Source organism: Pseudomonas umsongensis, assembly GCF_002236105.1.
In the GTDB taxonomy this organism is placed as follows: Bacteria; Pseudomonadota; Gammaproteobacteria; order Pseudomonadales; family Pseudomonadaceae; genus Aquipseudomonas; species Aquipseudomonas umsongensis.
Genome location: NZ_NIWU01000001.1, coordinates 446,023 through 469,139, shown reverse-complemented (window position 1 = coordinate 469,139; position 23,117 = coordinate 446,023). Strand labels below are relative to the sequence as shown.

Annotated in this window: 21 protein-coding genes; 11 read left to right on the top strand and 10 right to left on the bottom strand. The window is 59.7% G+C overall.

The genetic code is table 11. The features are described 5' to 3' along the window. Window positions 1–5: 5 nt before the first annotated feature. The 4 genes from PSUM_RS02160 (at window position 6) to PSUM_RS02145 (ending at window position 5,159) form a co-directional block, all read left to right on the top strand. Complete coding sequence (locus PSUM_RS02160; RefSeq protein WP_033042852.1) at window positions 6–305, top strand: sarcosine oxidase subunit delta; 300 nt, start codon at window positions 6–8, stop codon at window positions 303–305. Beyond that, window positions 302–3,199, top strand: coding sequence for a 2Fe-2S iron-sulfur cluster-binding protein (locus PSUM_RS02155; protein WP_020800976.1), 2,898 nt, complete (start codon window positions 302–304; stop codon window positions 3,197–3,199). The genes PSUM_RS02160 and PSUM_RS02155 overlap by 4 nt, the downstream gene beginning before the upstream one ends. A gap of 3 nt (window positions 3,200–3,202) precedes the next feature. Beyond that, window positions 3,203–3,832 carry a sarcosine oxidase subunit gamma gene (locus PSUM_RS02150; RefSeq protein ID WP_020800977.1) on the top strand — a complete coding sequence of 210 codons (630 nt, stop codon included), beginning with the start codon at window positions 3,203–3,205 and terminating at the stop codon, window positions 3,830–3,832. A gap of 82 nt (window positions 3,833–3,914) precedes the next feature. Further along, window positions 3,915–5,159, top strand: coding sequence for an NHL repeat-containing protein (locus PSUM_RS02145; protein ID WP_020800978.1), 1,245 nt, complete (start codon window positions 3,915–3,917; stop codon window positions 5,157–5,159). Window positions 5,160–5,234: 75 nt separating this feature from the next. On the opposite strand, the gene PSUM_RS02140 is transcribed toward PSUM_RS02145, so the two are convergent. After that, entirely contained in the window at window positions 5,235–6,056 is an 822-nt protein-coding gene (locus PSUM_RS02140; RefSeq protein WP_083350149.1) for an AraC family transcriptional regulator, read from the bottom strand. A 96-nt stretch (window positions 6,057–6,152) separates the two neighbouring features. Here PSUM_RS02140 and PSUM_RS02135 point away from each other — a divergent pair, with 96 nt between their 5' ends. Further along, window positions 6,153–7,370, top strand: coding sequence for an MFS transporter (locus PSUM_RS02135; RefSeq protein ID WP_042955904.1), 1,218 nt, complete (start codon window positions 6,153–6,155; stop codon window positions 7,368–7,370). Here PSUM_RS02135 and PSUM_RS02130 read toward each other — a convergent pair. Beyond that, window positions 7,367–8,104, bottom strand: coding sequence for a DUF72 domain-containing protein (locus PSUM_RS02130; protein ID WP_042955906.1), 738 nt, complete (start codon window positions 8,102–8,104; stop codon window positions 7,367–7,369). The two genes, PSUM_RS02135 and PSUM_RS02130, sit on opposite strands and share 4 nt — an antisense overlap. Before the next feature lie 192 nt (window positions 8,105–8,296). On the opposite strand from PSUM_RS02130, the gene PSUM_RS02125 reads away from it, so the two are divergent. Next, on the top strand, window positions 8,297–8,947 hold the full coding sequence (locus tag PSUM_RS02125; protein ID WP_020800982.1) for a glycosyltransferase family 2 protein: 651 nt from the start codon (window positions 8,297–8,299) through the stop codon (window positions 8,945–8,947). Here the strand turns inward: PSUM_RS02125 and PSUM_RS02120 are convergent. Genes PSUM_RS02120 through PSUM_RS02110 form a run of 3 tightly spaced genes read right to left on the bottom strand, consistent with a single transcriptional unit; the run spans window position 8,933 to window position 11,339 of the window. Next, a complete protein-coding gene (locus PSUM_RS02120; RefSeq protein WP_083348883.1) occupies window positions 8,933–9,547 on the bottom strand; it encodes an SAM-dependent methyltransferase in 615 nt (204 codons plus the stop codon). The two genes, PSUM_RS02125 and PSUM_RS02120, sit on opposite strands and share 15 nt — an antisense overlap. Then, a complete protein-coding gene (locus PSUM_RS02115; protein WP_020800984.1) occupies window positions 9,544–10,314 on the bottom strand; it encodes a PIG-L deacetylase family protein in 771 nt (256 codons plus the stop codon). Before PSUM_RS02115 ends, PSUM_RS02120 begins: the two co-directional genes overlap by 4 nt. Then, window positions 10,311–11,339 carry an acyl-CoA dehydrogenase family protein gene (locus PSUM_RS02110; RefSeq protein ID WP_083348882.1) on the bottom strand — a complete coding sequence of 343 codons (1,029 nt, stop codon included), beginning with the start codon at window positions 11,337–11,339 and terminating at the stop codon, window positions 10,311–10,313. Before PSUM_RS02110 ends, PSUM_RS02115 begins: the two co-directional genes overlap by 4 nt. A gap of 208 nt (window positions 11,340–11,547) precedes the next feature. On the opposite strand from PSUM_RS02110, the gene PSUM_RS02105 reads away from it, so the two are divergent. Beyond that, entirely contained in the window at window positions 11,548–12,072 is a 525-nt protein-coding gene (locus PSUM_RS02105) for a cupin (protein ID WP_033042836.1), read from the top strand. 82 nt (window positions 12,073–12,154) lie between these two features. Further along, the gene (locus PSUM_RS31755; protein ID WP_169840427.1) at window positions 12,155–12,310 is read left to right on the top strand and encodes a hypothetical protein; all 156 of its coding nucleotides are present in this window, start codon (window positions 12,155–12,157) and stop codon (window positions 12,308–12,310) included. Between the two features lie 12 nt (window positions 12,311–12,322). Here the strand turns inward: PSUM_RS31755 and PSUM_RS02100 are convergent, their stop codons facing one another. The 4 genes from PSUM_RS02100 to PSUM_RS02085 all read right to left on the bottom strand — a co-directional run bounded on the left by PSUM_RS02100 (window position 12,323) and on the right by PSUM_RS02085 (window position 15,476). Beyond that, window positions 12,323–13,267: a methyltransferase gene (locus PSUM_RS02100; RefSeq protein WP_083348881.1), complete on the bottom strand. Its 945-nt coding sequence runs from the start codon at window positions 13,265–13,267 to the stop codon at window positions 12,323–12,325. A gap of 17 nt (window positions 13,268–13,284) precedes the next feature. Further along, a complete protein-coding gene (locus PSUM_RS02095) occupies window positions 13,285–14,667 on the bottom strand; it encodes an iron-containing redox enzyme family protein (protein WP_020800990.1) in 1,383 nt (460 codons plus the stop codon). A 48-nt stretch (window positions 14,668–14,715) separates the two neighbouring features. Further along, window positions 14,716–14,925, bottom strand: coding sequence for a hypothetical protein (locus tag PSUM_RS02090; protein WP_020800991.1), 210 nt, complete (start codon window positions 14,923–14,925; stop codon window positions 14,716–14,718). A 230-nt stretch (window positions 14,926–15,155) separates the two neighbouring features. Further along, complete coding sequence (locus tag PSUM_RS02085) at window positions 15,156–15,476, bottom strand: DUF6124 family protein (protein ID WP_020800992.1); 321 nt, start codon at window positions 15,474–15,476, stop codon at window positions 15,156–15,158. Between the two features lie 520 nt (window positions 15,477–15,996). On the opposite strand from PSUM_RS02085, the gene PSUM_RS31995 reads away from it, so the two are divergent. The 3 genes from PSUM_RS31995 to PSUM_RS02070 all read left to right on the top strand — a co-directional run bounded on the left by PSUM_RS31995 (window position 15,997) and on the right by PSUM_RS02070 (window position 21,196). Next, entirely contained in the window at window positions 15,997–18,702 is a 2,706-nt protein-coding gene (locus tag PSUM_RS31995; RefSeq protein WP_225441921.1) for a glycoside hydrolase family 19 protein, read from the top strand. A 71-nt stretch (window positions 18,703–18,773) separates the two neighbouring features. Continuing rightward, a complete protein-coding gene (locus PSUM_RS30885) occupies window positions 18,774–19,967 on the top strand; it encodes a hypothetical protein (RefSeq protein WP_141195470.1) in 1,194 nt (397 codons plus the stop codon). Window positions 19,968–19,975: 8 nt separating this feature from the next. Then, window positions 19,976–21,196, top strand: a complete 1,221-nt coding sequence (locus PSUM_RS02070; protein WP_083348879.1) for a hypothetical protein — start codon at window positions 19,976–19,978, stop codon at window positions 21,194–21,196. Between the two features lie 153 nt (window positions 21,197–21,349). On the opposite strand, the gene PSUM_RS02065 is transcribed toward PSUM_RS02070, so the two are convergent. Then, window positions 21,350–23,026: an MFS transporter gene (locus tag PSUM_RS02065; RefSeq protein WP_020796412.1), complete on the bottom strand. Its 1,677-nt coding sequence runs from the start codon at window positions 23,024–23,026 to the stop codon at window positions 21,350–21,352. Window positions 23,027–23,117: the final 91 nt, after the last annotated feature.

Here is a 23,117-nt window from a genome sequence, read left to right as displayed (position 1 = left end):
GGACCATGAAAATTATCAATTGCCCGCTCAACGGGCCACGCAATATCAGCGAATTCACTTATGGCGGCGAATTCAAGCCGATGCCCGATGCACTGCGCTGCAGCGATGCCGAGTGGGCCGACTACGTGTTCAACACCGACAACCTCGCCGGCGTGGTGCGCGAATGGTGGATGCACACGCCGTCGAGCTACTGGTTTCTCGCCGAACGCCACACCGTCACCGACGAAATCCTGCGCACTTTCGACCCTAAAGAATTTTTCACTGCCCGCGTCGACTTCAACGCCGCCAAGGAGATCGCCGGATGAACCGCCTACCCGCCCCGATGGGCCTGCTGATCGACCGTAACCAGCCGCTCGATTTCAGTTTCGACGGCCAACCCTATCAGGGCTTGCAGGGCGACAGCATCGCCAGCGCCCTGCTCGCCAACGGACGCTTCCTGATTTCCCGCTCGTTCAAGTACCACCGCCCACGTGGCCCGTTGACCATGGCCGGGCAGGACGCCAACAGCCTGGTGCAATTGCCCCAGGAACCCAACGTACTGGCCGATGCCCATGCGCTGGTTGCCGGCTTGCAGGTGACGGCGCAGAACGTCAACGGCTCACTGGACAACGACCGGGATGCTTATCTGGGCAAGTTCTCCAGATTCATGCCGGTGGGCTTCTATTACCGCTCGTTCTACAAGCCCAGGGGCATGTGGAAAGTCTGGGAACCGATCATTCGCAAGAAGGCCGGCCTGGGCGTACTCGACCTGATGTTCAAGCCCGAATATTACGACAAGGCCTACCTGTTCACCGACCTGGCCGTGATCGGCGCCGGTCCCGCCGGACTGCACGCGGCCCTGACCGCGGCCAATGCCGGGGCCAAGGTATTGCTCATCGAGCAACAGCCGGTCCTCGGCGGTTCGCTAACCTATGCCCGCTTCGACATCGCCGGCATTCGCGCCGACGCCTTGCGCCGCGAATTGCTCGCGGCGGTGCAACAGCACGCCAATATTCGCATCCTCACCGAGGCGACCTGCAACGCCTGGTTCACCGACAATTACCTGCCGGTGATTCAAGGAAAACGCATGTACAAGGTGCGCGCCCGACAGTGCCTGGTGTGCAGCGGGGCGTTCGACCAGCCGGTGGTGTTTCGCAACAACGACTTGCCCGGCGTAATGCTGACCAGCGCCGCGCAGCGCCTGATGAAGCTGTACGCGGTCAAGCCGGGCAAACGCGCGGTGGTGCTGACCGGCAACGATGACGGTTACCTCGCCGCGCTGGACTTGTTTGACCAGGGCGTCGAAGTCGCCGCGGTGGTGGACATGCGCCAAGGCCCGGGCGACGTGGCCCTACTGGGCGCGCTGGCGCAACGCAAGATTGCCTGCCAGCTCAACAGTACCGTGTATGAAGCGCTGCACGAAAAAGGCCTGCGCCATGTCAATGGCGTCGACGTGCGCAAGATCACCGCCCAGGGCCAGGTCGCCGAGAGCGGGCAACGCCTGGATTGCGACCTGTTGTGCATGTCCGCCGGCTACATGCCGGTCTATCAACTGCTGTGCCAGGCCGGCGGCAAGCTGGCCTACGACGATCAGCGCGCCGAGTTCACCCTCAGCGGACTGCCGCAGAACCTTGCGGTCGCAGGCTCGGTGAATGGCCGTCACCGCCTCGACAACGTGATCGCCGACGGCGTCAACGCCGGTGCCGACGCCGCCGCTGCGCTGGGGCTGGCAGTCGGTGTGCACCGGGCGCCCTTGGGCAGCGAGGTACGGGTCAACTTCAACTGGCCGATCTTCCCCCACCCCAAGGGCAAGGACTTCGTCGATTTCGACGAGGACCTGCAAGTGGCGGACATCGTCAATGCCACGCGCATCGGTTATCGCGACGTGCAGCTGGTCAAGCGTTATTCCACCGTGGGCATGGGCCCCTCGCAAGGGCGTCACTCGGCCCTGCCGACCGCGCGCCTGGTGGCCTGGGCGACCCAGCGCAACATCAGCGAAACCGGCGTGACCACCGCGCGCCCGCCCTTTGTCGCGGAAAAACTGGCCCATGTGGCCGGTCGCGCGTTCGATCCGTATCGACAAACCCCCATGCATGCCCGGCACCTGCAAGCCGGCGCGAAGATGATGCCGGCCGGCATCTGGCAGCGTCCGGCCTACTACGGCAATGCCCGGGACCGCGAGGCATGCATGCAGGCCGAAGCGCTGCATGTGCGCAACAAGGTCGGGATCATCGACGTCTCGACCTTGGGCGGGCTTGATGTGCGTGGCCCGGACGCCGCCGAACTGCTCAACCGGATGTACACCTTCGCCTTCCTCAAGCAGCCGATCGGTCGCTCCCGCTATGCGCTGATGACCAATGAACACGGAGTGGTGATCGACGATGGCGTCTGCGCACGTTTCGCCGACAATCACTTCTACGTCACCGCCACCACCAGCGGCGTGGATCGCATCTACCAGCAGATGCTCAAGTGGAACGCGCAATGGCGCCTGGACGTGGATGTCGCCAACGTCACGGCGGCGATCTGCGCGGTCAATGTCGCCGGTCCCGACTCGCGCAAAGTGCTGGAGAAGGTCTGCACCGACCTCAAACTTAGCGCTCAAGCGTTTCCCTACCTGGGCGTGCGTCAAGGCACCGTGGCCGGGATCAAGGCGCGGCTGTTGCGAGTCGGTTTTGTCGGCGAACTGGGTTATGAAATCCACGTGCCGGCGCGCCATGGCCTGGCGCTGTGGGACGCGCTGATGGAAGCCGGCAAGGCCCATGACATTCGCCCTTTCGGCGTGGAGACCCAGCGTTTGCTGCGCCTGGAAAAAGGCCATGTGATCATCAGCCAGGACACCGATGGCATGACCCATCCCATGGAAATCGACATGGGCTGGGCCGTCAATCGCAACAAGCCGTTCTTCGTCGGGCGGCGCTCGGTGGACATCCTCGAAGCCCAGCCGCAAACACGCAAATTGGTGGGTTTCACCTTGCCCAAGGGCAGCGCGCAACCGCTGGAAGGTCATCTGGTGCTCAACGGCCCGGACATCAGCGGCAACGTCACGTCCTGCGAGTACTCGGCGAGCCTGGGCAAGATCATTGGCCTGGCGTACGCCGGCATCGACCAAAGCACACCTGGGCAACGGATTGCGATCCGTGTCGAAGGTGGGCGTGTGGTCCATGCCGATGTGGTGCCGTTGCCCTTTTTCGACCCTTCCAACCTGCGCCAGGAGCTTTGAGCCATGACCAGCCTGAGACAACAACACAGCGCCGGGCAGCCGGCCCTCGCCCTCCTGCCCACCTGTGCGCTGACGGATCTGACCGACCTGCCCCGGGTCGGATTTCGCGGCGCCGACAGTGCGCGCTATCTGAAGAGTCGGGACTTCGTGCTGCCAGACGCGCCCAACCACGCCGTCACCCAGGTTGACGGCAGCTACGCCGTGCGTTTGTCCCAGACCGAATACCTGCTGCTGGGCAGTGCGCAAGACCAGGGCCAACGCATCGCCGACGAAGAGGCCCGCTGGGAGTTGGACCATCAAGCCAACTACCTGCTGCCACGCCAGGACAGCCATGCCTGGTTCCAGCTGAGCGGTGAACAATTGCCCGAAGTCATGGCCAAACTCTGCGGCGTCGACATGAGCGCCCAGGCCTTCGGCCCCGGTGCCGTGGCGCAAACCTCGGCGGCGCGCATCAACGTGATCGTGGTCAATGCCACGTCGGCGCAACAGCCGCGCTTGTTCATACTCTGCGACCGGGCATCGAAGGCATACTTCCACGCGGCGTTGCTGGATGCCATGGAGGAGTTTTCAGGGTCGCCTGGCGCTGGCGAAATAGGCTGCGAAACATCGCAAACCTGTCATTTGTGTCAGTAGGCCCTCCGATTCATCTCCGATTAAATGGCTGGGGCTTGAGTACCCATCGGGGGTGCTTGAGCCTCACTATTGGAGAAGCATCATGTCGACTCTTACCTCCCCTGCCGGTCATCTGGATCGCAGCTTCGGCACTGACGGCACGACAATCCTGGAAGGATCCGACGTAAAAGCCATCGCCGTCCTGAAAGCCCCCGGCCCTCACCAAGGGAAAATCATTGGCGTGTTGGCGGACGGCAACGACTTCAAACTGTTCCGATTGGAAAAAAACGGCCTGCTCGACACCTCATTCGGTACAGGCGGATATCTGCGTTGGGGGTTCGCAGGCAGCCCAGTCCGGTCCACCCCTACCGGCATCACTGAGCTGAGCGGCGATAAATTGCTGGTGACGGGCTACGTTCAAGAAGGAAGCCCGGCAACCCTCTACTACCCTGCGGTAGCTCGCTTCAACGCTGGCGGCTCCATTGATCTTCTTTTCGGCAATGACGGGGTATATGTTTTCAAGGAACCACTGCCCACCGCGCAACCATCATCGGATATCACCCCACAGCAAACCAGCGATGGGGCTAGCGTCTATGTCGTCGACGCCAACGACGACCGAATTCTCTTTGCCTTCAACAGCGGGACATTTCGCCCCTACGCCAATCAAGGCTTGTTGATTCAACTGACGCCTGCCGGCCAGTTGGACACACGCTTCAACGAACAGGGCTATGTGTTCTTCCAGTTCGATGCGCAAAACACCGCATCCATCGGGCTCGCCGTCCGGCAAAACGGAAATTTCATTGTTGTCGGCACTGCCCCCAATCGTGCCTTTCTCGCCGCGTTCACCCCGACCGGGCAAATCGATTCGTCGTTTGGAACCGACGGTTTTGCCGTGCTTGCACAAGCTGCCGGGCCGGTGACACTCACGCAACTGCTCCTGCAACCGGACGACAAGCCGGTTGCGGTCGGCTGGTTCTCGGTGGCGTCTACCCGCAAGGGCTATGTCACACGCACCTTGGCCGACGGCAAGCCGGACAACACGTTCAACAATGCCCTACCCGTGACCATTGAACGCCCGTTCCAGAGTCTGCACCTCAAAAGCGCCCGACTGGACGCCGAACAGGCCATCGTCGTGGCCGGTGAACTGAACACCCGCGCACTGGGCCTGGTGGGAAGGTTAACGCCCCAGGGTTTAATGGACCGCACATTCGGTATTGATGGACTCTCCGATACCGGCATCGACGGCATCCTCAATTACACCAACAGCATGGCCATTCAAGAAGCGGGCGGGATTGTTGTGGCCGGCAGCAAAAACCCGATGGCCGCGGTATGTCGTTACCACGGCTGACGTCTTGCCATTCATTCTGCACGTTGGCGCCAAAAGCATCTGAGTGCATTGGCGGCTGAAAAAACCGGCAAGACCTCACCTGAAGAAATGACTGGGGGTCTTGCCGAACTGTTTCTTGAACATGCTGGTGAACGCACTGGGGCTGTCGTAGCCCAGTTCCCCGGCAATGTCGATGATCTTCTCGCCCACGGCGATGCGCTCCAGGGCCAGTAGCAACCGCGCCTGCTGGCGCCATTGGCCGAAGGTCATCCCGGTGTCCTTGCGGAACAGGCGCTGGATGGTTTTCTCATCGAGGTCCAGGCGTGCGCTCCAGTGCGCCAGGGTCGAACAATCGCCGGGATCGCGTTGCAACGCTGAACACACCACCTTGATCCGTGGGTCCGAGGGCTGAGGCAGATGCAGCGGCAAGCTGGGCAATATCCTCAGTTCATCGAGGATCAGGCGCATGACCCGGCCTTCGCGCGAATCCGCGTCGTAAGGTGAGGTGATAGCCACCGAGACCTTGATCAACTCACTGAGCAACGCCGAAATACTCACCGCCCTGGGTTCAGTCGGCATGTCCGCAAACGCTTCGGGACGCACGAACAGGCTGCGCATCTTCAACGGGCCGACGCAGCGAATCGAGTGAATGTGCCTGCTCGGCATCCATATCCCGCGGCTGGGCGGTACCGTCCACTGGCTCAATCCCGAGTGCACCACCATCACGCCTTCGATGGCGTAGATCAATTGGTGAGCCTGATGGGAATGCGCTTCGATCACCCAGTTTTCCGGGTAGTCGGTAGCGCTGCTGCTCACATCGCAGGATCGGTCGTCGATCTCTCTGAGGAATTCTTTCAGCGACTTGATCATGATGCCCTTTTTGCGATAGTCGACTCCCGAATTGCGTGAGACAGGCAGTCGGGCGGTCCCTAGGATAACGCCGAACCCTGAAATGGGCAGCGCTTTTGTGCCTGGCACCGAGCCCCCGTCTTACGTTTTTTCTGGAAGGATCCCATGTCCATCAGTACCACTACTTCCCCCACGGCGACAGCTTCAGTGGCCAGCCAAGCCAGCCCGCTGGTGATGCGCGTCATCGGTGCCTGTGCCCTGGCGCATCTGATCAATGACCTGATCCAGGCCGTGCTGCCGTCGATCTACCCGATGCTCAAGGCCACGTACGGCCTGACCTTCACCCAGGTCGGCCTGATCACCCTGACCTTTCAATTGACCGCCTCGCTGCTGCAACCCTGGGTTGGTTACTACACCGACCGCCACCCCAAGCCGTGGCTGTTGCCGGCCGGTATGGTCTGTACCCTGGTCGGCATCCTGATGCTGGCAATGGTCGGCAGCTTCGGGGCGATTCTCATGGCCTCGGCGCTGGTGGGCATTGGCTCGTCGACCTTCCACCCGGAGACTTCCCGGGTTGCGCGCCTGGCCTCGGGTGGTCGCTACGGTCTGGCCCAGTCGACCTTCCAGGTCGGGGGTAATGCCGGCAGTGCTTTTGGTCCACTGCTGGCAGCGGCCATCGTCATCCCTTATGGCCAGGGCAACGTCGCCTGGTTCGGGCTGTTCGCAGTATTCGCCATCCTCGTGCAATACGGCCTGAGCCGCTGGTACCGCAACCATCTGAACCTGTTCAAGCTCAAGCAGGGCACCAAGGCAACCCATGGCTTGTCGAGACAACGGGTGAGTTTTGCCCTGGTGGTCCTGGCATTGCTGGTGTTCTCCAAGTACTTCTACATGGCCAGCTTCACCAGCTACTTCACGTTCTACCTGATCGAGAAGTTCGACCTGTCGGTGGCCAGCTCGCAACTGTACCTGTTCCTGTTTCTCGGCGCCGTGGCAGCCGGCACCTTCTTCGGTGGGCCGATCGGTGACCGGATCGGGCGCAAGCAAGTGATCTGGTTCTCGATTCTCGGAGCGGCGCCCTTCACCCTCGCCCTGCCCCATGTCGACCTGTTCTGGACGGGCGTGCTGAGCATGGTCATCGGCTTCATCCTCGCCTCGGCCTTCTCGGCCATCGTGGTCTTCGCCCAGGAACTGGTGCCCGGCAACGTCGGCATGATCGCCGGGGTTTTCTTCGGCCTGATGTTCGGTTTTGGCGGCATCGGCGCCGCGCTGCTCGGGCACCTGGCGGATATCCACGGCATCGAGTACGTGTACACGCTGTGTTCGTTCCTGCCGCTGCTGGGCATCCTGACGATCCTGTTGCCGTCCACCAAAGGGGTTTAGTGCGCGGCCAGGTATTGCGCCAACGTCAAGGCATTGCCCAGTGCCGCGCCGCTGGCGGTGTTGTCGAAGATGCACCAGGCTGACTGTCCTTCGGCAGTGGCTGTTTGCAGCTCGACCGCCAGGCGTTCCAGGCGTGGCAATTCATAAGGGCTGTAGTAGATGCGCGGCGACCCATGCAGGCGCCAGTATTTGAGCCCCGGCCATCCCCGTGGTGTCGAGTCAGTGCTGATACGCGAAGGGTCCACCGCAACCTGCGCGATGTGATAGTGCACCAACAGTGCCTCGGCACCGACCCAGGACTCGTGCCGGGGCTCGAGCACCACAGGCCCTGGAAAACACCGCCTGATGCTGATGAAAAACGCTTCGGCGACCGACTCGTCAAACACCAGCGATGGCGGTAGCTGCACCAGCAGGCAGCCCAGGCGATCGCCCAGGCCGGAGCATTGCAGCACGAACTCATCGAGCGCCTGATCACAGGCCTGCAGGCGCTGCACATGGCTGATCAGCTTGGGCACCTTGACACTGAAACGAAAGCCGGCCGGCACGCTGGCCGCCCAGCGCTGGTAGGTTTGCTGGCGATGCGGGCGATAGAACGAGCTGTTGATCTCGGCGCAGTTCAGTCGCGCCGCATAGCGCTGCAAGTGGGTGCCTTCAGCTGTAAAGGCGGCTGAATGTTCCCTGCCCAGGCTCCAGCCGGCACACCCGGTGAAAATCGTCCGTTCGTTCACGCCCATTGCCTCTACCAGTGCTTATGACTAAGGGCGCAGCGCAGATGCGGCGGTTCATTTTTTCATCGACGGCACCTGATCGATGGTTGCCCGCCATCGGTGATTACCTTTGTGCACAAACAGTTGCAACCAATGGCCATTGATCCCGGTCGACATCGAAAAGCCAGGTTACGGTGAACCTCCCATGGAGAGCTGCAGATGATAGGAGTGATTGTCCCGGTGCATAACGAGGAACAGCGTCTTGAGGAATGCATCGAGTCGCTGCTGGCGGCGGCTTTTCACCAGGACCTGGACCGTGAAGAAGTCAGGATCCTGATCGTCCTGGATGACTGCACGGACACTTCCCTGGACATTGCCCAGGCCTACGGCGTGTGGACGTTGAGCTGCACCCACCGCAACGTTGGAAAAACCCGCGCGCAAGGCGCCGAACACTTGCTGGCGGCGGATGCTCGCTGGCTGGCCTTCACCGATGCCGACAGCGTCGTGCCCGACTCTTGGCTGGTTGAGCAGATCAGGTTCAACGCCGATGCGGTCTGTGGCCTGGTCGAAGTCAACGACTGGTCCGAACATTCGGAGCGAGTGCGCGAGCGCTATCACGCCAATTACCGCCCCGTTGAGGGCCATCGGCATATCCATGGGGCCAACCTCGGCGTCTCTTCTGCGGCGTATCGCAAGGCGGGCGGATTCCAGGCCTTGCCCGCCCACGAAGATGTGCAACTGGTCGCCGACTTGGAACGCAGCGGCGCGCGCATCATGTGGACGGCCGGCAACCCGGTCACCACCAGCGCTCGCCAGCATTGCCGGTGCCGGGAAGGCTTTGGCGACTACCTGAAGTCACTGGCCGGGTAACGACTGGCAGGTTTCGGCAAGGTCGATCGAGGTTGCTGTTCGGCTCCAGTATTCGAGCAGGAAATCCGCGTCCTCATGGCGCACCAGACGATGCAGGTGCAGGCGTTCGCCAAGCGCCGCATGAACATCGCGACCGTCCTGCGAACAACCTTCGATCGGATGCAACCAGTGACAGGCCAGCACGCCGCCCGCCGGGCCGAGGCTGCGCAAGGTGTTTTCGATGACCTGGTGCCACTCGTCCACATCGAGGAAGTACCCCACTTCGCTGAGCACGATGAGGTCAAAGTCACCGTCCGGCCATTGCCGGGGAATACCCGCCTGCTCGACGTGGACATGATGCAGTCCACTCAAGCGCTGGCGCGCCAGGTCGACCGCCTTCGCGTTCAGGTCCTGGCACAGCAACGCGGCGCAGCGCCCGGCCAACTGTACGCTGAGTTCACCGTTGGCACAGGCTGGCTCGAACACACGTTGATAGCGCTGGCGCGGCAGGCTGGCCAGCGTCAGCTCGCGCTTGCGCTTTTCGTACCAGCGGGTCCGGAAGGACCAGGGGTCATCGCTGGCCCCGAACAGTTGTTCGAAGTAGTCGGGGGATACGCTCATAAAAACACCAGTTCAAAAGGCTGCAGCAATCGTTCGAGGGTTTCACCGCTCAACACCGCGGGTGTCTGACCGTCGCGGCTGACCTGCGACGCATGGGCCGCGATGGCCTGGCGCTTGCGCGCCAACACGTGTGGGGCCAGCAGGTATTTGTGCGCTCGCGCCCAAGGGACTCGGGCATCGTTGGGGCGCGCCCAATGCCATGCCCAGACCGGCACTTCAATCAGGCAAGCCTGGTGGCGGGCTACCGCGCAGGCGGTCGCGCGGCCGGTCGCCTCGTGATCGCAATGTCCGTCCCGGCGCCAGGTGGTGATCACACGATCGCCCGGGCGAATCAATGCCGCCAGCCGCTCGACCAACCACGCCTCCTGCGTTTCTACAGCGCTGTCGGGCAACGCCAGGCGTTGCCAGTCCAGCAAATCGACATCGAGCCCCATGCGGGCGAGCGCGAGGGTACTTTCCATCGGGCGCTGCCGTCGCAGGCGTGTCGGCGTCCAGTGCCGCGATTGCGGGTGGCTGGCTTCGCCATCAGTGACCGCAATCATCAGGACGTCGGCCTCGTTGCCCTGCATTCCCGCGAGGATGCCGGCGCACCCGAGGACTTCATCGTCAGGATGCGGGGCGACGACGACCAGGCGCCGCCCCGCAGGCACCAGTTGTCGATGAGTGATGGTTGGCACCTGCGCCAACCCGTCACTGGCCTGCCATTCGGCCAGTGTTGTCCCCTTCCCCTGAATCAGGTTTTCTTGAGAAGCCGGCCCGGCGATCACAGCGCCCACCCATCGAGCGGCTGCGCGGCGACCTGCTGCCCAAGCTGCGCCAGGTCCTTTTCGGCATGGCTCTGTCGCAGGAATACCGGCAAGTCGGCGGCGAGCCTGGCGAAGTGACTGTCACGACACAATGGCGTGGCACCCAGCCCGCGTGCGACATGTGCAAGCACGCTGTCGACGGCCGCTTCTACTTGGGCACGCAGTCGGCGGACAGGAAGTTGCGCCGAGCGCCGGGGGTTTTCATCGATCCAGAGGGCGGTTTCCCGAAGCGCTGCCCGAGCGCAGCACAACGCCGCATCGACGGCTCCCAGATGCGCCTGGGCATGGGCGTCGCAGTACGGTTGCGTACAATGTTGGCGAAGGTAATCGGCAAGCGCACGAGCGGCGCCGTACCAACACGCGGCAATCCCGGCCCCACCGTGCCAGAAGCCGGGTCTGTCGACATATTGCCCGGGCAAACCGACACAACGGCCCAGCGCACCCTCGAACAGCACGTCGACGCTGGCCGTACGGCCCATGCCAACCGCTTGCCAGCCATCGTCGAGTAGCGTGATCGCCGGCTGCTGCAACGTGACCGCCACCAACTGCGGTTGCATCTGCTCATCCCACGCTGTCACCAGCGCCCGATCGAGTATCGCCGCGCCGGAACACCAGGCCTTGCGGCCCTGCAAGTACACGGTCCCGGCCTGATGGTCGACAATATTAAGCCGGGCAAAGGCCGGCTCGGCCGCCCAAGTGCCCCAAGTGCCCGCGGCCGGCGGCGCGTCGGGTTCGAGCTCGGCCATGATTGCCAGCGCATCGGTATGACCTTCGAACAGCTTGGCCAGTGCCAGATCGCTGGCCGAGACGGCGGCCAGGGTGCGCCAGCGATCCAGGGTTCGGCCTTGCCCGGGCAGAGGCAGGTCGGTAAATCCATCGCTGACGAGCTGCTGCATCAGCGGTTGCAGTGCAGCGTCCGCGATGCTTTTCGAAGGCCGACAGGCGAACCGTTGCAGCAGACGTTCGAGGGTTAACGCGTTGCTCATGGCCCTTTCTCCCTGATCACGACTGAGTGCTCCTGATCTTCAGCGCTTGAAATTCAGCGCTTGAAGTTCTGAGCCAGGCCGCCTTCAGGAGTTCACTGCACCTGCACCTGCGGTTTTTTAGAACCACCCATACCCAGGCAATGTCACTCAACAATAGGTCCCTGCAATAGCCAGCCTTTAAAGCGCCGGGCAAAGACGGAGGTCACAGATGAACAGGTCGAAAGCGGATGCTCCCGCGCGACAAATGATGTTCCAACACAATGGCTGGGTGCCGAACAACCCTCGCCTGCCGGTGCTGGTCTATCCCAAGGCCATCGCTGTCAAGGGCGACGATCCGGCGGCCCTGTTCGAACAAACCTTCAGTGCCAACGGCTGGCCACCACAATGGCGCTACGGCATTTATGACTTCCATCACTATCACACCGAAGGCCATGAAGTGCTTGGGATAGCCAGCGGTCATGCCCGCCTGATGTTGGGCGGACCTGGCGGCCACGTGCTGCAGGTCAGTGCCGGGGATGTGCTGTTGTTGCCGGCTGGCACCGGGCATTGCAACCTGGATTGCAGCGACGACTTCCTGGTGGTCGGCGCCTATCCACCGAGCCAGCATGCCGACATTTGCCGAGAAGCGCCGAGCGCTGCGCAGTTGCAAAACATCGAAACGCTGCCATTCCCCGACCAGGATCCGGTGCAGGGTGCACACGGCGCGATCAGCGAGTATTGGTGCAAGGGCTAACTTGCGTCAGGCATGGCTGGTGAAAATCTCGAACTCGTAGCGAAGGCCCCGATCCAATGAGTACACACCGGAGGCCAGTACCATGAACAACGATGACCACATCACCCCTGCCGACACCCCGTCCACCGAAGAGGATGACGCCCTTGCGACCCCTCCCCCCGAAACCACGGAGGAGGAAGCCGAGGGCCTCAGGCGCAAAGTTGCCGAGATCGAACGCAAGGTAGCGGATGGCAATTGAACCGGCGGTGCATCAATAGCGCCGGGTGACGGTCAACGCGACCACGGCAATGCGCTCCACCCGTTCATAGCCGGGCTTGAGCAGTTCCTCGCCGAACACGTCAGGGTCCAGTTCGCGATAGGTCCAGCTGAAATTGTCGTCGCCCAGTAGCGGCTGGATGGATTCGAGAAAAGGATCCGTCCCGGCCACCATCGCCACTCCTGTATACAGCAGCAGGCTGCCGCCTTTGTCCAGGCGCGGCAGCGATTCACGCACGATGCGTACCGACAAGGCTTCCCCCAGCGCCCCACCGCCATGCCGATACGCCCGTTGCTGGCTGTCGTTCATGTAGGGCGGGTTGGCGATGATCAGGTCGAACAGCCCTTCGACACTGCCCAGCACGTCGCTGTGGTAAGCGCTCACATTCCTGGCTTGGGCCAGCTCGGCATTCACCGCCGACAAACGCAACGCCCGTGGATTGATATCCACCGCCAGCACGTCGGCGTCCGGGCGGGCGCGGGCGACGACCAGTGCTCCGATACCGCTTCCGCAACCAATGTCCACCGCGCGCCGCACGGGCTCGGAGCGCTGCTGCAGATGCGCTTCGATCAATTGCGCGAAGCGGTAGCTGTCGGGCCCGAAAAACACCGCGTCACTCTGCATCGTTGGGTACGCCGAGTGGGCAATCAACAAGGGACCAAGGCTTGACCAACGTACCGTGCTCCGCCACAGCGAGCCGTCTTTTTCGACGATGGCCGCCTGCTCCAGGTCAGCCAGTTCCTGCGCTGGAAACAGCGTGTGCTCAAAAGGCATCGACCAGCCGAACACGTCACGCCGGTCTTTGGCCAAGGGCGGTGCAAAGCGTTGGCAAACGCGCTCATGGGTCAAGGGCGTCGGGGTGATGAAACGGTAGTCCTGGGCAGCCAGGCGCTTGCCGAGCTCCAGCAAAGTACGATCGGCAATCTGTTGTTCTGACATGCATGACACTCCTGGAATCAGCGCAAACGGGCCACGCATTCAATAAAGCGACGGGTTGCATAGAGCCCGGCGGGACGACAATGGCGCTGTGCGCAGAGCCAAGGGATCAGCAGTTGCAACTGCTGTCGCGGTGACTGGTCGTGCAGGGCGTCTTGCAAGGCCTTGAGCTCGGTATCGTTCGCCCAGGCGTCATCGGCGAAGGCATCATCGGAGGGCACCCGGCGTATCGCCCGTTGCTGTTGCGGCGCTTGCCAGTCACCGGCGATCCAGTCGTGCAGCAGTTGTTTTTCGTAGCCACTGAACACGCCGAACATGGCCGCCGTGTCACCCTCGATCAACTGCCAGAAGCGGCTTTCCCCGGGGGGGCCATGCCGTTTTATCCAGCCCTTGCGTTGCAGGGCGCCGAGAAAATCTTCGGTCTGGCCAGGGGTTGCCAGCCATTGATTGACGGTCTGGCCTTCGATCTGGCAGTAATCGGAATGCATGTGCTGTCCATAGGTACGTTTGCGCTCGAGCATGGCAATCACTTCCTGCTGCAGATCGAAACCTGCAATCACCGCCGTCGAGCCAGGCCCCAGGTCATTGAGTCGATAGCCGACGGCAACGCGCCGATAGAACTCGTCCCGCCCCTCCTCCATGGGCATCAGTTCGAGCAGCGCTTCAATAGCCTTGCGCCCGTGACCGCTGCTGATGTTGTCGATGGTCACGTGCAGGGTGAAATAGTAAGGATCGATCCCCAGCTCACGCAGTTCATAGGCACTGATCAGCAAGTGCAGTGGCAGTTGTTCATAGCCAAGGTTGTAGCCGATCACCTCCGGCATGAACATCGCGCTGCACTGCCCCAGTGCCAGCTGGATTGCGCCTTGGCGAAAATGTTCGTCGAGCAGCCCCTGCCTGTCGCCACAGTCGTGGGCGGCCAGCAGCTTGCGGTAGATGACCACGTGATTCTGCCGCGCATCGCCGTTACCCAATTCTTCCAGATAGGTGCTCAGCAGCCCGTCATAGCGCATGTCCTGCCAATGCTCCAGCACCCCGGCCAGCCATGCACCGTCGACTTCCTTGGTCGGGGCAACACGTTGCAGGAAACACAGGGCATGGGCCTTGTTCGAGAAATACCGACGCGCCCCGCCCTGCTTGCGCGCCTCGAGATAGAGGGCATAGTCACGCGCCACATCGGCACAATGTTGTTCCGTCCATGACGACAACTGGCCTGGCTCTTCAGGCAGATCACAGGGGAGTTCGGCGGCGAGGGCCAGTTGCTCGCGCAGGAACTGTTCGCCCCGCGTGGCTGCTTGCGGGTCGTTGCTGTACAGCAAACCATAGAGTTCACGGTAAGGGCCATCGACGCCGGCATCCGAAAGCGCCGAAGGCGAACCCGACAAGGGCGTGAATAGTGTCATTGGCTGTTCTCCTGGGCAGTGCATCGGGCTATCGCCGGGCGCCTGCGTTTATCGCCTGTCGTCGGACAAAGGTGTTTGTTCATCTGCCTCGGGAAGTTTCCTGTCGCGCTCATTCCAATCCTGCGCGCCGTCGTCATCTTCGAGGTCGGGCTGGGTCAGGGGATCGTATTTACCCGGATCGTCCGACGCAGGTTTTACAGCGCCCTGTGACTTGTCCGGGTCTTGCCCTTTATCCTGGAAGATCGTTTCGCTGGACATGTTTCACCTCACCACGTAGTTCCGGGTTTTCCGGGCCGTACTGGTTTGAAGGTGTCCAGGGGAAAGTGTGCGTTCGAATAGACGAGCGGCATGTGCACTTGTAGGAGCCAGCGGTGCGGCGATCCGACTTGCCGGCGAAAGCGTCATTGAAAATCGCCTTCGTCGGCATGCCGGGTTCCACCAGGTTTTGCGTTCCCCTGAGCCGCCACAGGCTGCGATGTTTTGATCTTCTATTCCCGGGGATCAATTCGATCCAGCGCGCGGTTCACCGCCAACTCCCCCAGCATGATGACTTGCGCAATACCCAACAGGACATTGCGACTCGCCCCCTGCGTGCGATCCGCCAGATCCAGGGCCATGACATTAGCTGAAGCCAGTGACTCACAGGCGTGGGCCAGGAGGGTTTCGGTCTCGAGTTCAGGGTTGACGATGAACATGGTGCAGGGTTTGCGTGGGGTGGCGTTGATGTCGGCGGCTGAGGAGATGGGGTCGTTGCGATTGTTTAAGTCGGTGGGATCAATACGCGGGGGATCGGGAGTGACCTTGGACATATCTCAGGTTCCTAATGGTATGCCACCCTCCTGCTGCTAAACGAAAAGGGAGGCAGCTGCACGCAGGTTAGCAGACCGGGGAACCTAAGAAGCCGGCGCGCCCAAGGGCGCCCTGCGCACAGCCACCATCAAAATGCAGGCGTAAACCTGACTGATGAAAGCGTCATGCGACTTAGGTTATCGCGGGCTGCTAAACCCGATCACTGATGTGCAGTGACACGAATCAAGTTACCGAGCGACCCCAAGGCGCACAAGCCGGCGGATTCTGGCGTAACCGTAGGCAACGACGCAAGACGCTGTGGCTTTCGGGAACTAGCGTAAGGGCCTTCTTACAAACACTCAGAAGCATCCTACGCGTCCATCAGAAACGTCCTATTTCCACCTCGACCCAACTTCGTGAAGGCTTGCGAGGCTCGCGCGCGGATGCTCATAAAAATCCTTTTGCCCTAGCGTGCGCCAGCCCTCTGAAGCTGACCATTTCGCTGCCTGCTCCCCTTTCGTTACAAGGAACGTACACGCCATGGCAACGCTGCTCGACTGGATTTTTGGCCGTCACTACGATTCAAGCACCCCCAGGGTCTGGCCAACCCCTGCCACCCAACCCACTTCGCCAGCGACGACTCCCGAAGCCGAACGCTTGCCGCCGCTGAAAAACTGGTGCCACCCGTTCAAGGACGCGCGCGACCCGTTACAACAGCTGACCCACCTGGCCAACGCCACCGCCGGTTACTACCCTCTGGGCCGCAATGGCCTGTGGCACGGCGGCGTGCATTTCGACAGCGGTACCGCCAGTTCCCTGGATCAATCCAGCGTGCACTGCCTAGCCGACGGCGAAGTGGTGGCTTACCGCATCGATACGTATTCGCCGAAAACGACCTACTTCGTCAATGAAGAAGTTGAAAAACCCTTCTCGCGCAACTTCGTGCTGGTCCGTCATCACCTGCAGCCGCCGAAGCTTGAGGGCAGCACCGATCAGCCGCCGAGCCTGATCTTCTACAGCCTGTACTTGCACCTGCAGGATTGGGTGAAGTATGACGACGATCCGAACCTGGAACGGCCGGGATTCTGGCGCGAAGTGTACCGGGTCAAGGCCACGGCGAACGAGCCCCATCCTGACGATCCCGAACAACGCGGCGTGTACGTTTACTACCGCCCCCGGTCCGACAAGGTCGCTGACTTCTTGCCCTGCGGCGCCGAGCTGAGCATCAGCGGCGACGGCGAGTACCGACGTCTGGAAAACCGCCTGGGCCCGGCCAGCCTGAGCAATGCCGATGGATCGCTGCGCGGTTACCTCGCATCTCAGTTCCTGCAGTCGGTGGTGAACGGCGAGCATCGCATCGAAACGGCTAGAGATGCACTCAAGGTGCGCCCGGAAGCGAGCCTGCACCGCAAGGAAATCAGCGAGTTGCCCAAAGGTACGGTCGTCACCGTCAGCGGTGAAGGCGAATTTCGCAAACTGGAACGGGTCACGCAGTGGGTACAGTTCGCTGCGCTGCAAAGCGTGCTGGAACCACTGGCGACAGATCGGATAATGGTCCTCGACACCCCCGTCGCGATCAAGGCCGGAGACTTGATCGGCCACCTCGGCCTGTATCAGGACTGTGACGCGGATCAGCCGGAACAGAAGCTGCACCTGGAAACGTTCAGCGGTGATGACGTCGAGGCGTTCATCGAAGCCAGCCGGGCTTGGGCGCAGCACCTGCCGGAAAAAGACAGGACCTGGCTGAAGCTCGCCAAGGGCACACCCGTGGTGGCGCCAGAAGGACATACCGCTGCGCAAATGCAGATGGCCAGTGATTCCAGCCCGCGCAGTGCGGCCGACCTGTTGATCCCCAAGAAGCTGCTTGATGACCTGCCGGCGGATCGAAAAATCCAGGTGCCTGCGAACCCGACCCGCAAAGCGCGCACCTGGTATCACCTGGAAAACCTGCTTCACGACGCCGACAACAATCTTCTCGATGGCTGGGTGTGTGAAGAGATTGGCGTAACGCCCTGGGTCAGTCCCTGGGCCTGGGAAGGCTATGACGTCATCATCGACTACAGCCGACCCAAACACTTGATGGCCTCTTTTCTCAGCGCAATCGACAGTTTCAGCGACGCGCATCGCGAGCGTTATCGCCCCTTTGCCGAAAAAGACGATAAAGGCCCGATGAAGAACCGGTTGTACGAGATCATCGATCGCAACCGCGACGGCAAGATGACAGCCACTGAACTGCAAGCGGCCCTTGAGCTGCCGGCGCATGCGCAGTCGATTTCGCAGATGATCCTGTATAAGGAAAGCGAATGGTTTCAGCAGCCGAAGATATGGGACGCACTGGATGAATTGCTCGGCCATAGCGGCTCGACGCCGCACTTGAACTGGCTGGCGGGGAAGCAGCGGATTGCAGAGCTGGGGTGGTGGAGGGACGTCGCGGAAAAGGTGGGGCTGCCTTCATGGGGGAGTGCCTATCACTTTCATCCGGTTGGTTTGATGGGGAGTTTTAGTGGTGACCGATTTAAGTTTTCCCTTGAAACTATGAAAAGCATTTACCCGAAGCTTGGTGAAGATCGAAACGGTGATTTGCAAAAAATCGCTGACGAATTAAACGCAAACCTCGACTTCTTCAAGTTAAATACTCCATTGCGAAGAGCTCACTTTTTTGCAAAGATAAAACAAGAAACCGGGGAGGCTTTATCGATAGATGAGAGTTTCGCATATAAATCCAGCACATTGATTGACTTGTTCAGTTACTTTCGGAATAACCCGGAAGAAGCAAGGCGATACGGGTACAAAATCAAGACAGGAAAAATCAAAGAAAATGGTGTCTCTATGGGTCGCGCCGATTATGAGGCTATCGCCAATGGGGCATATGGGGGGCGCACCGAACTCGGCAACCGAGGAATTTCAAGCGGGGATGGTTGGAGGTATAGAGGGCGAGGTTTAAAACAGCTGACAGGATTGCACAATTACACACTATTTCAACGTTGGCACACAAAGCATTCGGCGCAGTGGCCAAACGATTATGCAGACTTTGTTGTGAATCCTGACTTGTTGTTGGAGGTGAAATATGCGGTTCGGTCGGCTGCGAGTTTTTGGCTGAACAATGAGTTATATAAAATAGCAGATAAAGGTAGCGCTTTGGAGGTTGTGGATTCAATAACCACTGTCGTAAATAAACATACGGCAAGCCACCCAGATAGAAGGGGGCACTTTGTTGATCTATTGAAAAAAGGGAATTTAAATTGAAAAAAATACTGATAGTTTGTTTGGCTATTGGGTCTTTTGTGAACCCTAAGTCCTGGGCAAAGGATCGATACGTGGACAAAAATTCAACATTATGTGAAAAGGGTGAGGATGTTTACATTAGCTGTGCATTCAACTCCAGTTTGGATCAAGACAACTACTTGGGGAAGGTTGCTTCCATTTGCGCGAAGAACAATACATCTCCTGACAGTGGCTATGTACAGTATCGTTTTGGAAAACCGTCCTACGGTGTTGGTCCGGCAAGAATAGAACTGCAGTATCCAGAGCAAAAAATACCACCAAAGGGAATATTCACAATTTACAATTCGAGCAACTCTGAAAGTACCGGGGTCGCTCTTCGCTTTGCACGTGGCGAATACCTTTATTCATTCGAAAGCCTTAACTCCTTCGGCTACAACGTTGTTGCCAGAAAACAAGACAAAAAAGTTTTTAATAAAAACTGTGACCTTCCTGGGTTAGACTATTTAACCGACGATGCGTATCAAGGCATACAAACAGTAGAACTTGGCACAACAAAGATATCCGATGCGAATAAATGCAGCAGCATTGGTCTTCGGGAAGCTTATAGCTCTATGGATGTAGAACGGGTGAATGCATGTATTGTCTACACAAAAACGGATTTGCAAGCCAATGCGAAACCAACCCGTAAACCTGATGGAATATCCCTTTATTCAGTTATTCCATCTGAAAGCCCAAAGCTTGTTTATGAATTTCCATACTTGGGTACGGAAGGGGTTATCACTGACGCATTTTTTCTTCCCGTTGATGATGGGGGAGAAGAACTATTGTTCGTCGTACATCGCATGGAAATACCAAGGGCGTGGGATCCGGCAAGCGATATTTACGATGTTAGTGTTTTTAGATTGGAGGCGGACACATTACTTCTGGACAAAAAGCTCACTCGTTTTTTTCATTTGGGTGGAGATGAAGTGGATAAGCAGGGAAGAACAACATATGCGTACCCGTATAAAGACAAAAAAAGTGTTGAGAAAACGGTAAGCTCGCCTTTGTTTCACGCCATCCATACTGGCAAAATTATCACCGGCTCCATTATGGAAAAAGCATATCTTTATGAGGGCGGCTCGGAGCCGTTGCTACAATACGCGCCAAATATGTATTTAATTAAGGGGGACAAAGTTTTAGCGGAGGATTCGTGGGGTGGATGGTGCAGGGTTTCATATAAAACAACAATAAAAAAAATCACGAAATGGACACAGTGCAAGTCAATTAATTTTTCAGAGAGTTAGGTGAAAACATGCCAATCAGACTGGATAAACTCCCTCCTCCCGCACTATGCCCTCAACCACCTCGTTTTTTGCTTTGGCTCAGCCTGTTGTTGCTGTTCTGTTTGCTGGGCACAGGAGGAACGCTGTTGCTCGGCGATGAAACCTTACCTCAACGGCCTACGGAGTTCTGGCGCGCGGCCTTGGTCTTTCCAATCCTGAGTTGGTTTGTACTGGGTTTCGGACGAGCGCTGTTATACGTCGGCGAACACGGTGCCGCCGAAGGTTGGGATGAAGCGCGTGAAGAAGACCTGATCCGCAAGACTCGACAGGGCCGCCGCTCGCAACAGGTGTTGGGCGTGAGTTTGCAGACGGTGCTTCAGCAGCCTGGCGATGAGGCATCAACACAACTGGAAGCTCTCCTGAGTGGGACGACGGCGTTGAAGTCCCAAGCGTCCAGAATGGATGGAGCAATACTTCGCCATAGTTGTTTATCGTGCGATGCCGATGAAAATCCGGAAGCGCTATTGCTGAGTATATGGGCGCAGACGCTCGCCGACCTGGCGCCAACGTTGGCGCAATTGCCTGCTGATCAACCGCTGGCCCTGTTGCTGGACGTCGACAACGGTTTGCCGGAGAGCCAGTGGCGCCGAGTCTGGCGGCAGGCGTGGCGCGAATCCGGTATTCGCCAGCTCGTTACCCCTGTCGATGGCAGCGGACTGACTGCAATGGACCTGTGGCTCGACCGGCGTATCCGCGATCGGGCGTTGCTGTTGGTGGTGGCTGTGCAGTTTGCACCGCAGCAGCCTGAAGGCAAGGCAGAAGCCGCCGTCGGGTTGTTGTTTGGCAACCGCCTGACGCAAACCACCTTAGCGCCGATAGCTTATCTTCACCGCCCGGAACAGGAGCGCACGCCCTCCTCCGATGACCTGTTTTATGCCACGCGCCAGGCCCTTGATTGGGTGCCGCTTGAATCGACATCGATCGAGCGGGTTTGGCGAGTGGGTATCAACGCGCAACGGGCTGTGGATGTTGCGAGCGTACTGAGTAAAGTCCCCATGCCAGTCAATAAAACGGGATTGTGCGACCTCGATGCGATGTTGGGTCATCCAGGCTGTGCGTCACCTTGGCTAGCCATCGCAACTGGGACGCAGGCGATTGCGCGTGGCGCAGGACCGCAATTCATCTTCAGTGGTGGTGCTGCCGCGGCGGGTCTGTGGGGCACGGTGTTGATGCCAGTATCAGCCCCTTAAAAGCGTAAGCACCGAAAGTCAAAAGATCGCCGCCTGCGACAGCTGCTACAGAGTGAGCAGGCGGCGATCCAACTTGCCGGCGAAGAACGATAACATGGTGCGGCAGATGCACCGCACCGCCGGCTCCTACAATATTTCCGCGCATTCCAGGTTTCAGGTGTGATGAATCTCCCGGTCCTTGGTTTCCGGCAGGAAGAACGTACCCAGGATGGCCGTCATCACTGCGATGACGATCGGGTACCACAGCCCATAGTAGATATCGCCGGTGGCCGCGACCATGGCGAAGGCCACGGTCGGCAGGAACCCGCCGAACCAGCCGTTGCCGATGTGATAAGGCAGCGACATCGAGGTGTAGCGAATGCGCGCCGGGAACAGTTCCACCAGCCAGGCGGCGATCGGACCGTAGACCATGGTCACGTAGATCACCAGGATGGTCAGCAGCAAAAGCACCATCGGGTAGTTGGTCTTGGCCGGATCGGCCTTCTCGGGGTAGCCGGCGTCCTTGAGGGCGGTGCCGAGGGTCGCGACGAAGGCGTCGTTGCGGGTCTTGAAGTCGGCGGCCGGCATGCCGGTGCCTTCGAAGCTTGGGATGACTTTGTCGCCGATGCGCACCTGCGCGACGGTGCCCGGTTCGGCCTTCTCGTTCTTGTAGGGGATGGCCCTTTTCGCCAGCACGGTCTTGGCCAGGTCGCAGGAGCTGGTGAATTTGGCCTTGCCGACCGGGTCGAACTGGAACGAACACTCGTCGGGATCGGCGACCACCGTGACCGGGTTCTTCTCCTGCGCAACGAACACGTCGGGATTACCGTACTGGGTCAACGCATTGAAGATCGGGAAGTAGGTCACCGCTGCGAGGATGCAGCCAGCCATGATAATGCCCTTGCGTCCGATGCGGTCAGACAGGCTGCCGAAAATGACAAAAAATGGCGTACCGATCAACAGCGAACCGGCAATCAGCAGGTTGGCTGTCTGCGCGTCGATCTTGAGCGTTTGCAGCAGGAAGAACAACGCGTAGAACTGCCCGGTGTACCAGACGACGGCCTGGCCGGCGGTACCGCCGAGCAACGCCATGATCACTATCTTGAGGTTCTCCCAGCGGGCGAAGGATTCAGTCAGCGGCGCCTTGGAGGACTTGCCTTCGGCCTTCATCTTCAAGAACACCGGCGACTCGCTGAGCTGCAGGCGGATGTAGACCGAGATGATCAACAGCAGGATCGACAGCAGGAAGGGAATCCGCCAGCCCCAGGCCTCAAATGCTTCGTTGCCGAGGACTGTACGGCAGGCCAGGATCACCAGGAGCGAAAGGAACAGGCCGAGGGTGGCGGTGGTCTGTATCCACGAGGTGAAGTAGCCACGCTTGCCTTTGGGTGCATGTTCGGCCACGTAAGTCGCTGCGCCGCCATACTCGCCACCCAGGGCCAGGCCTTGCAACAGGCGCAGGGTGATCAGGATGATCGGTGCCGCCACGCCAATGGTCGCGTAACCGGGCAAAAAGCCCACGACGGCGGTAGAGATACCCATGATCACAATGGTGATCAGGAAGGTGTGCTTGCGCCCGATCATGTCGCCCAGACGGCCGAACACGATGGCGCCGAAGGGGCGAACGGCGAAGCCTGCGGCGAACGCGAGCAAGGCAAAGATGAAGGACGTTGTCTCGTTGACGCCAGCAAAGAAGTGCTTGGCGATAATCGCGGCAAGAGAGCCGTAGAGATAGAAGTCGTACCATTCGAACACGGTGCCCAGGGACGAGGCGAAAATGACCTTGCGCTCCTCCTTGGTGATCCCGCGGTTGGGCGCGCTGCCCGTGGTTGTGTTGTCGATTGCGGCCATGAGTCTTCTCCGTCTTGCTCTTGTTATAGGCCGGAGTACCCACTGTCTTATAGCCGCACCCAGGCCCTAGGGCTGAAGTCATCGGATTACG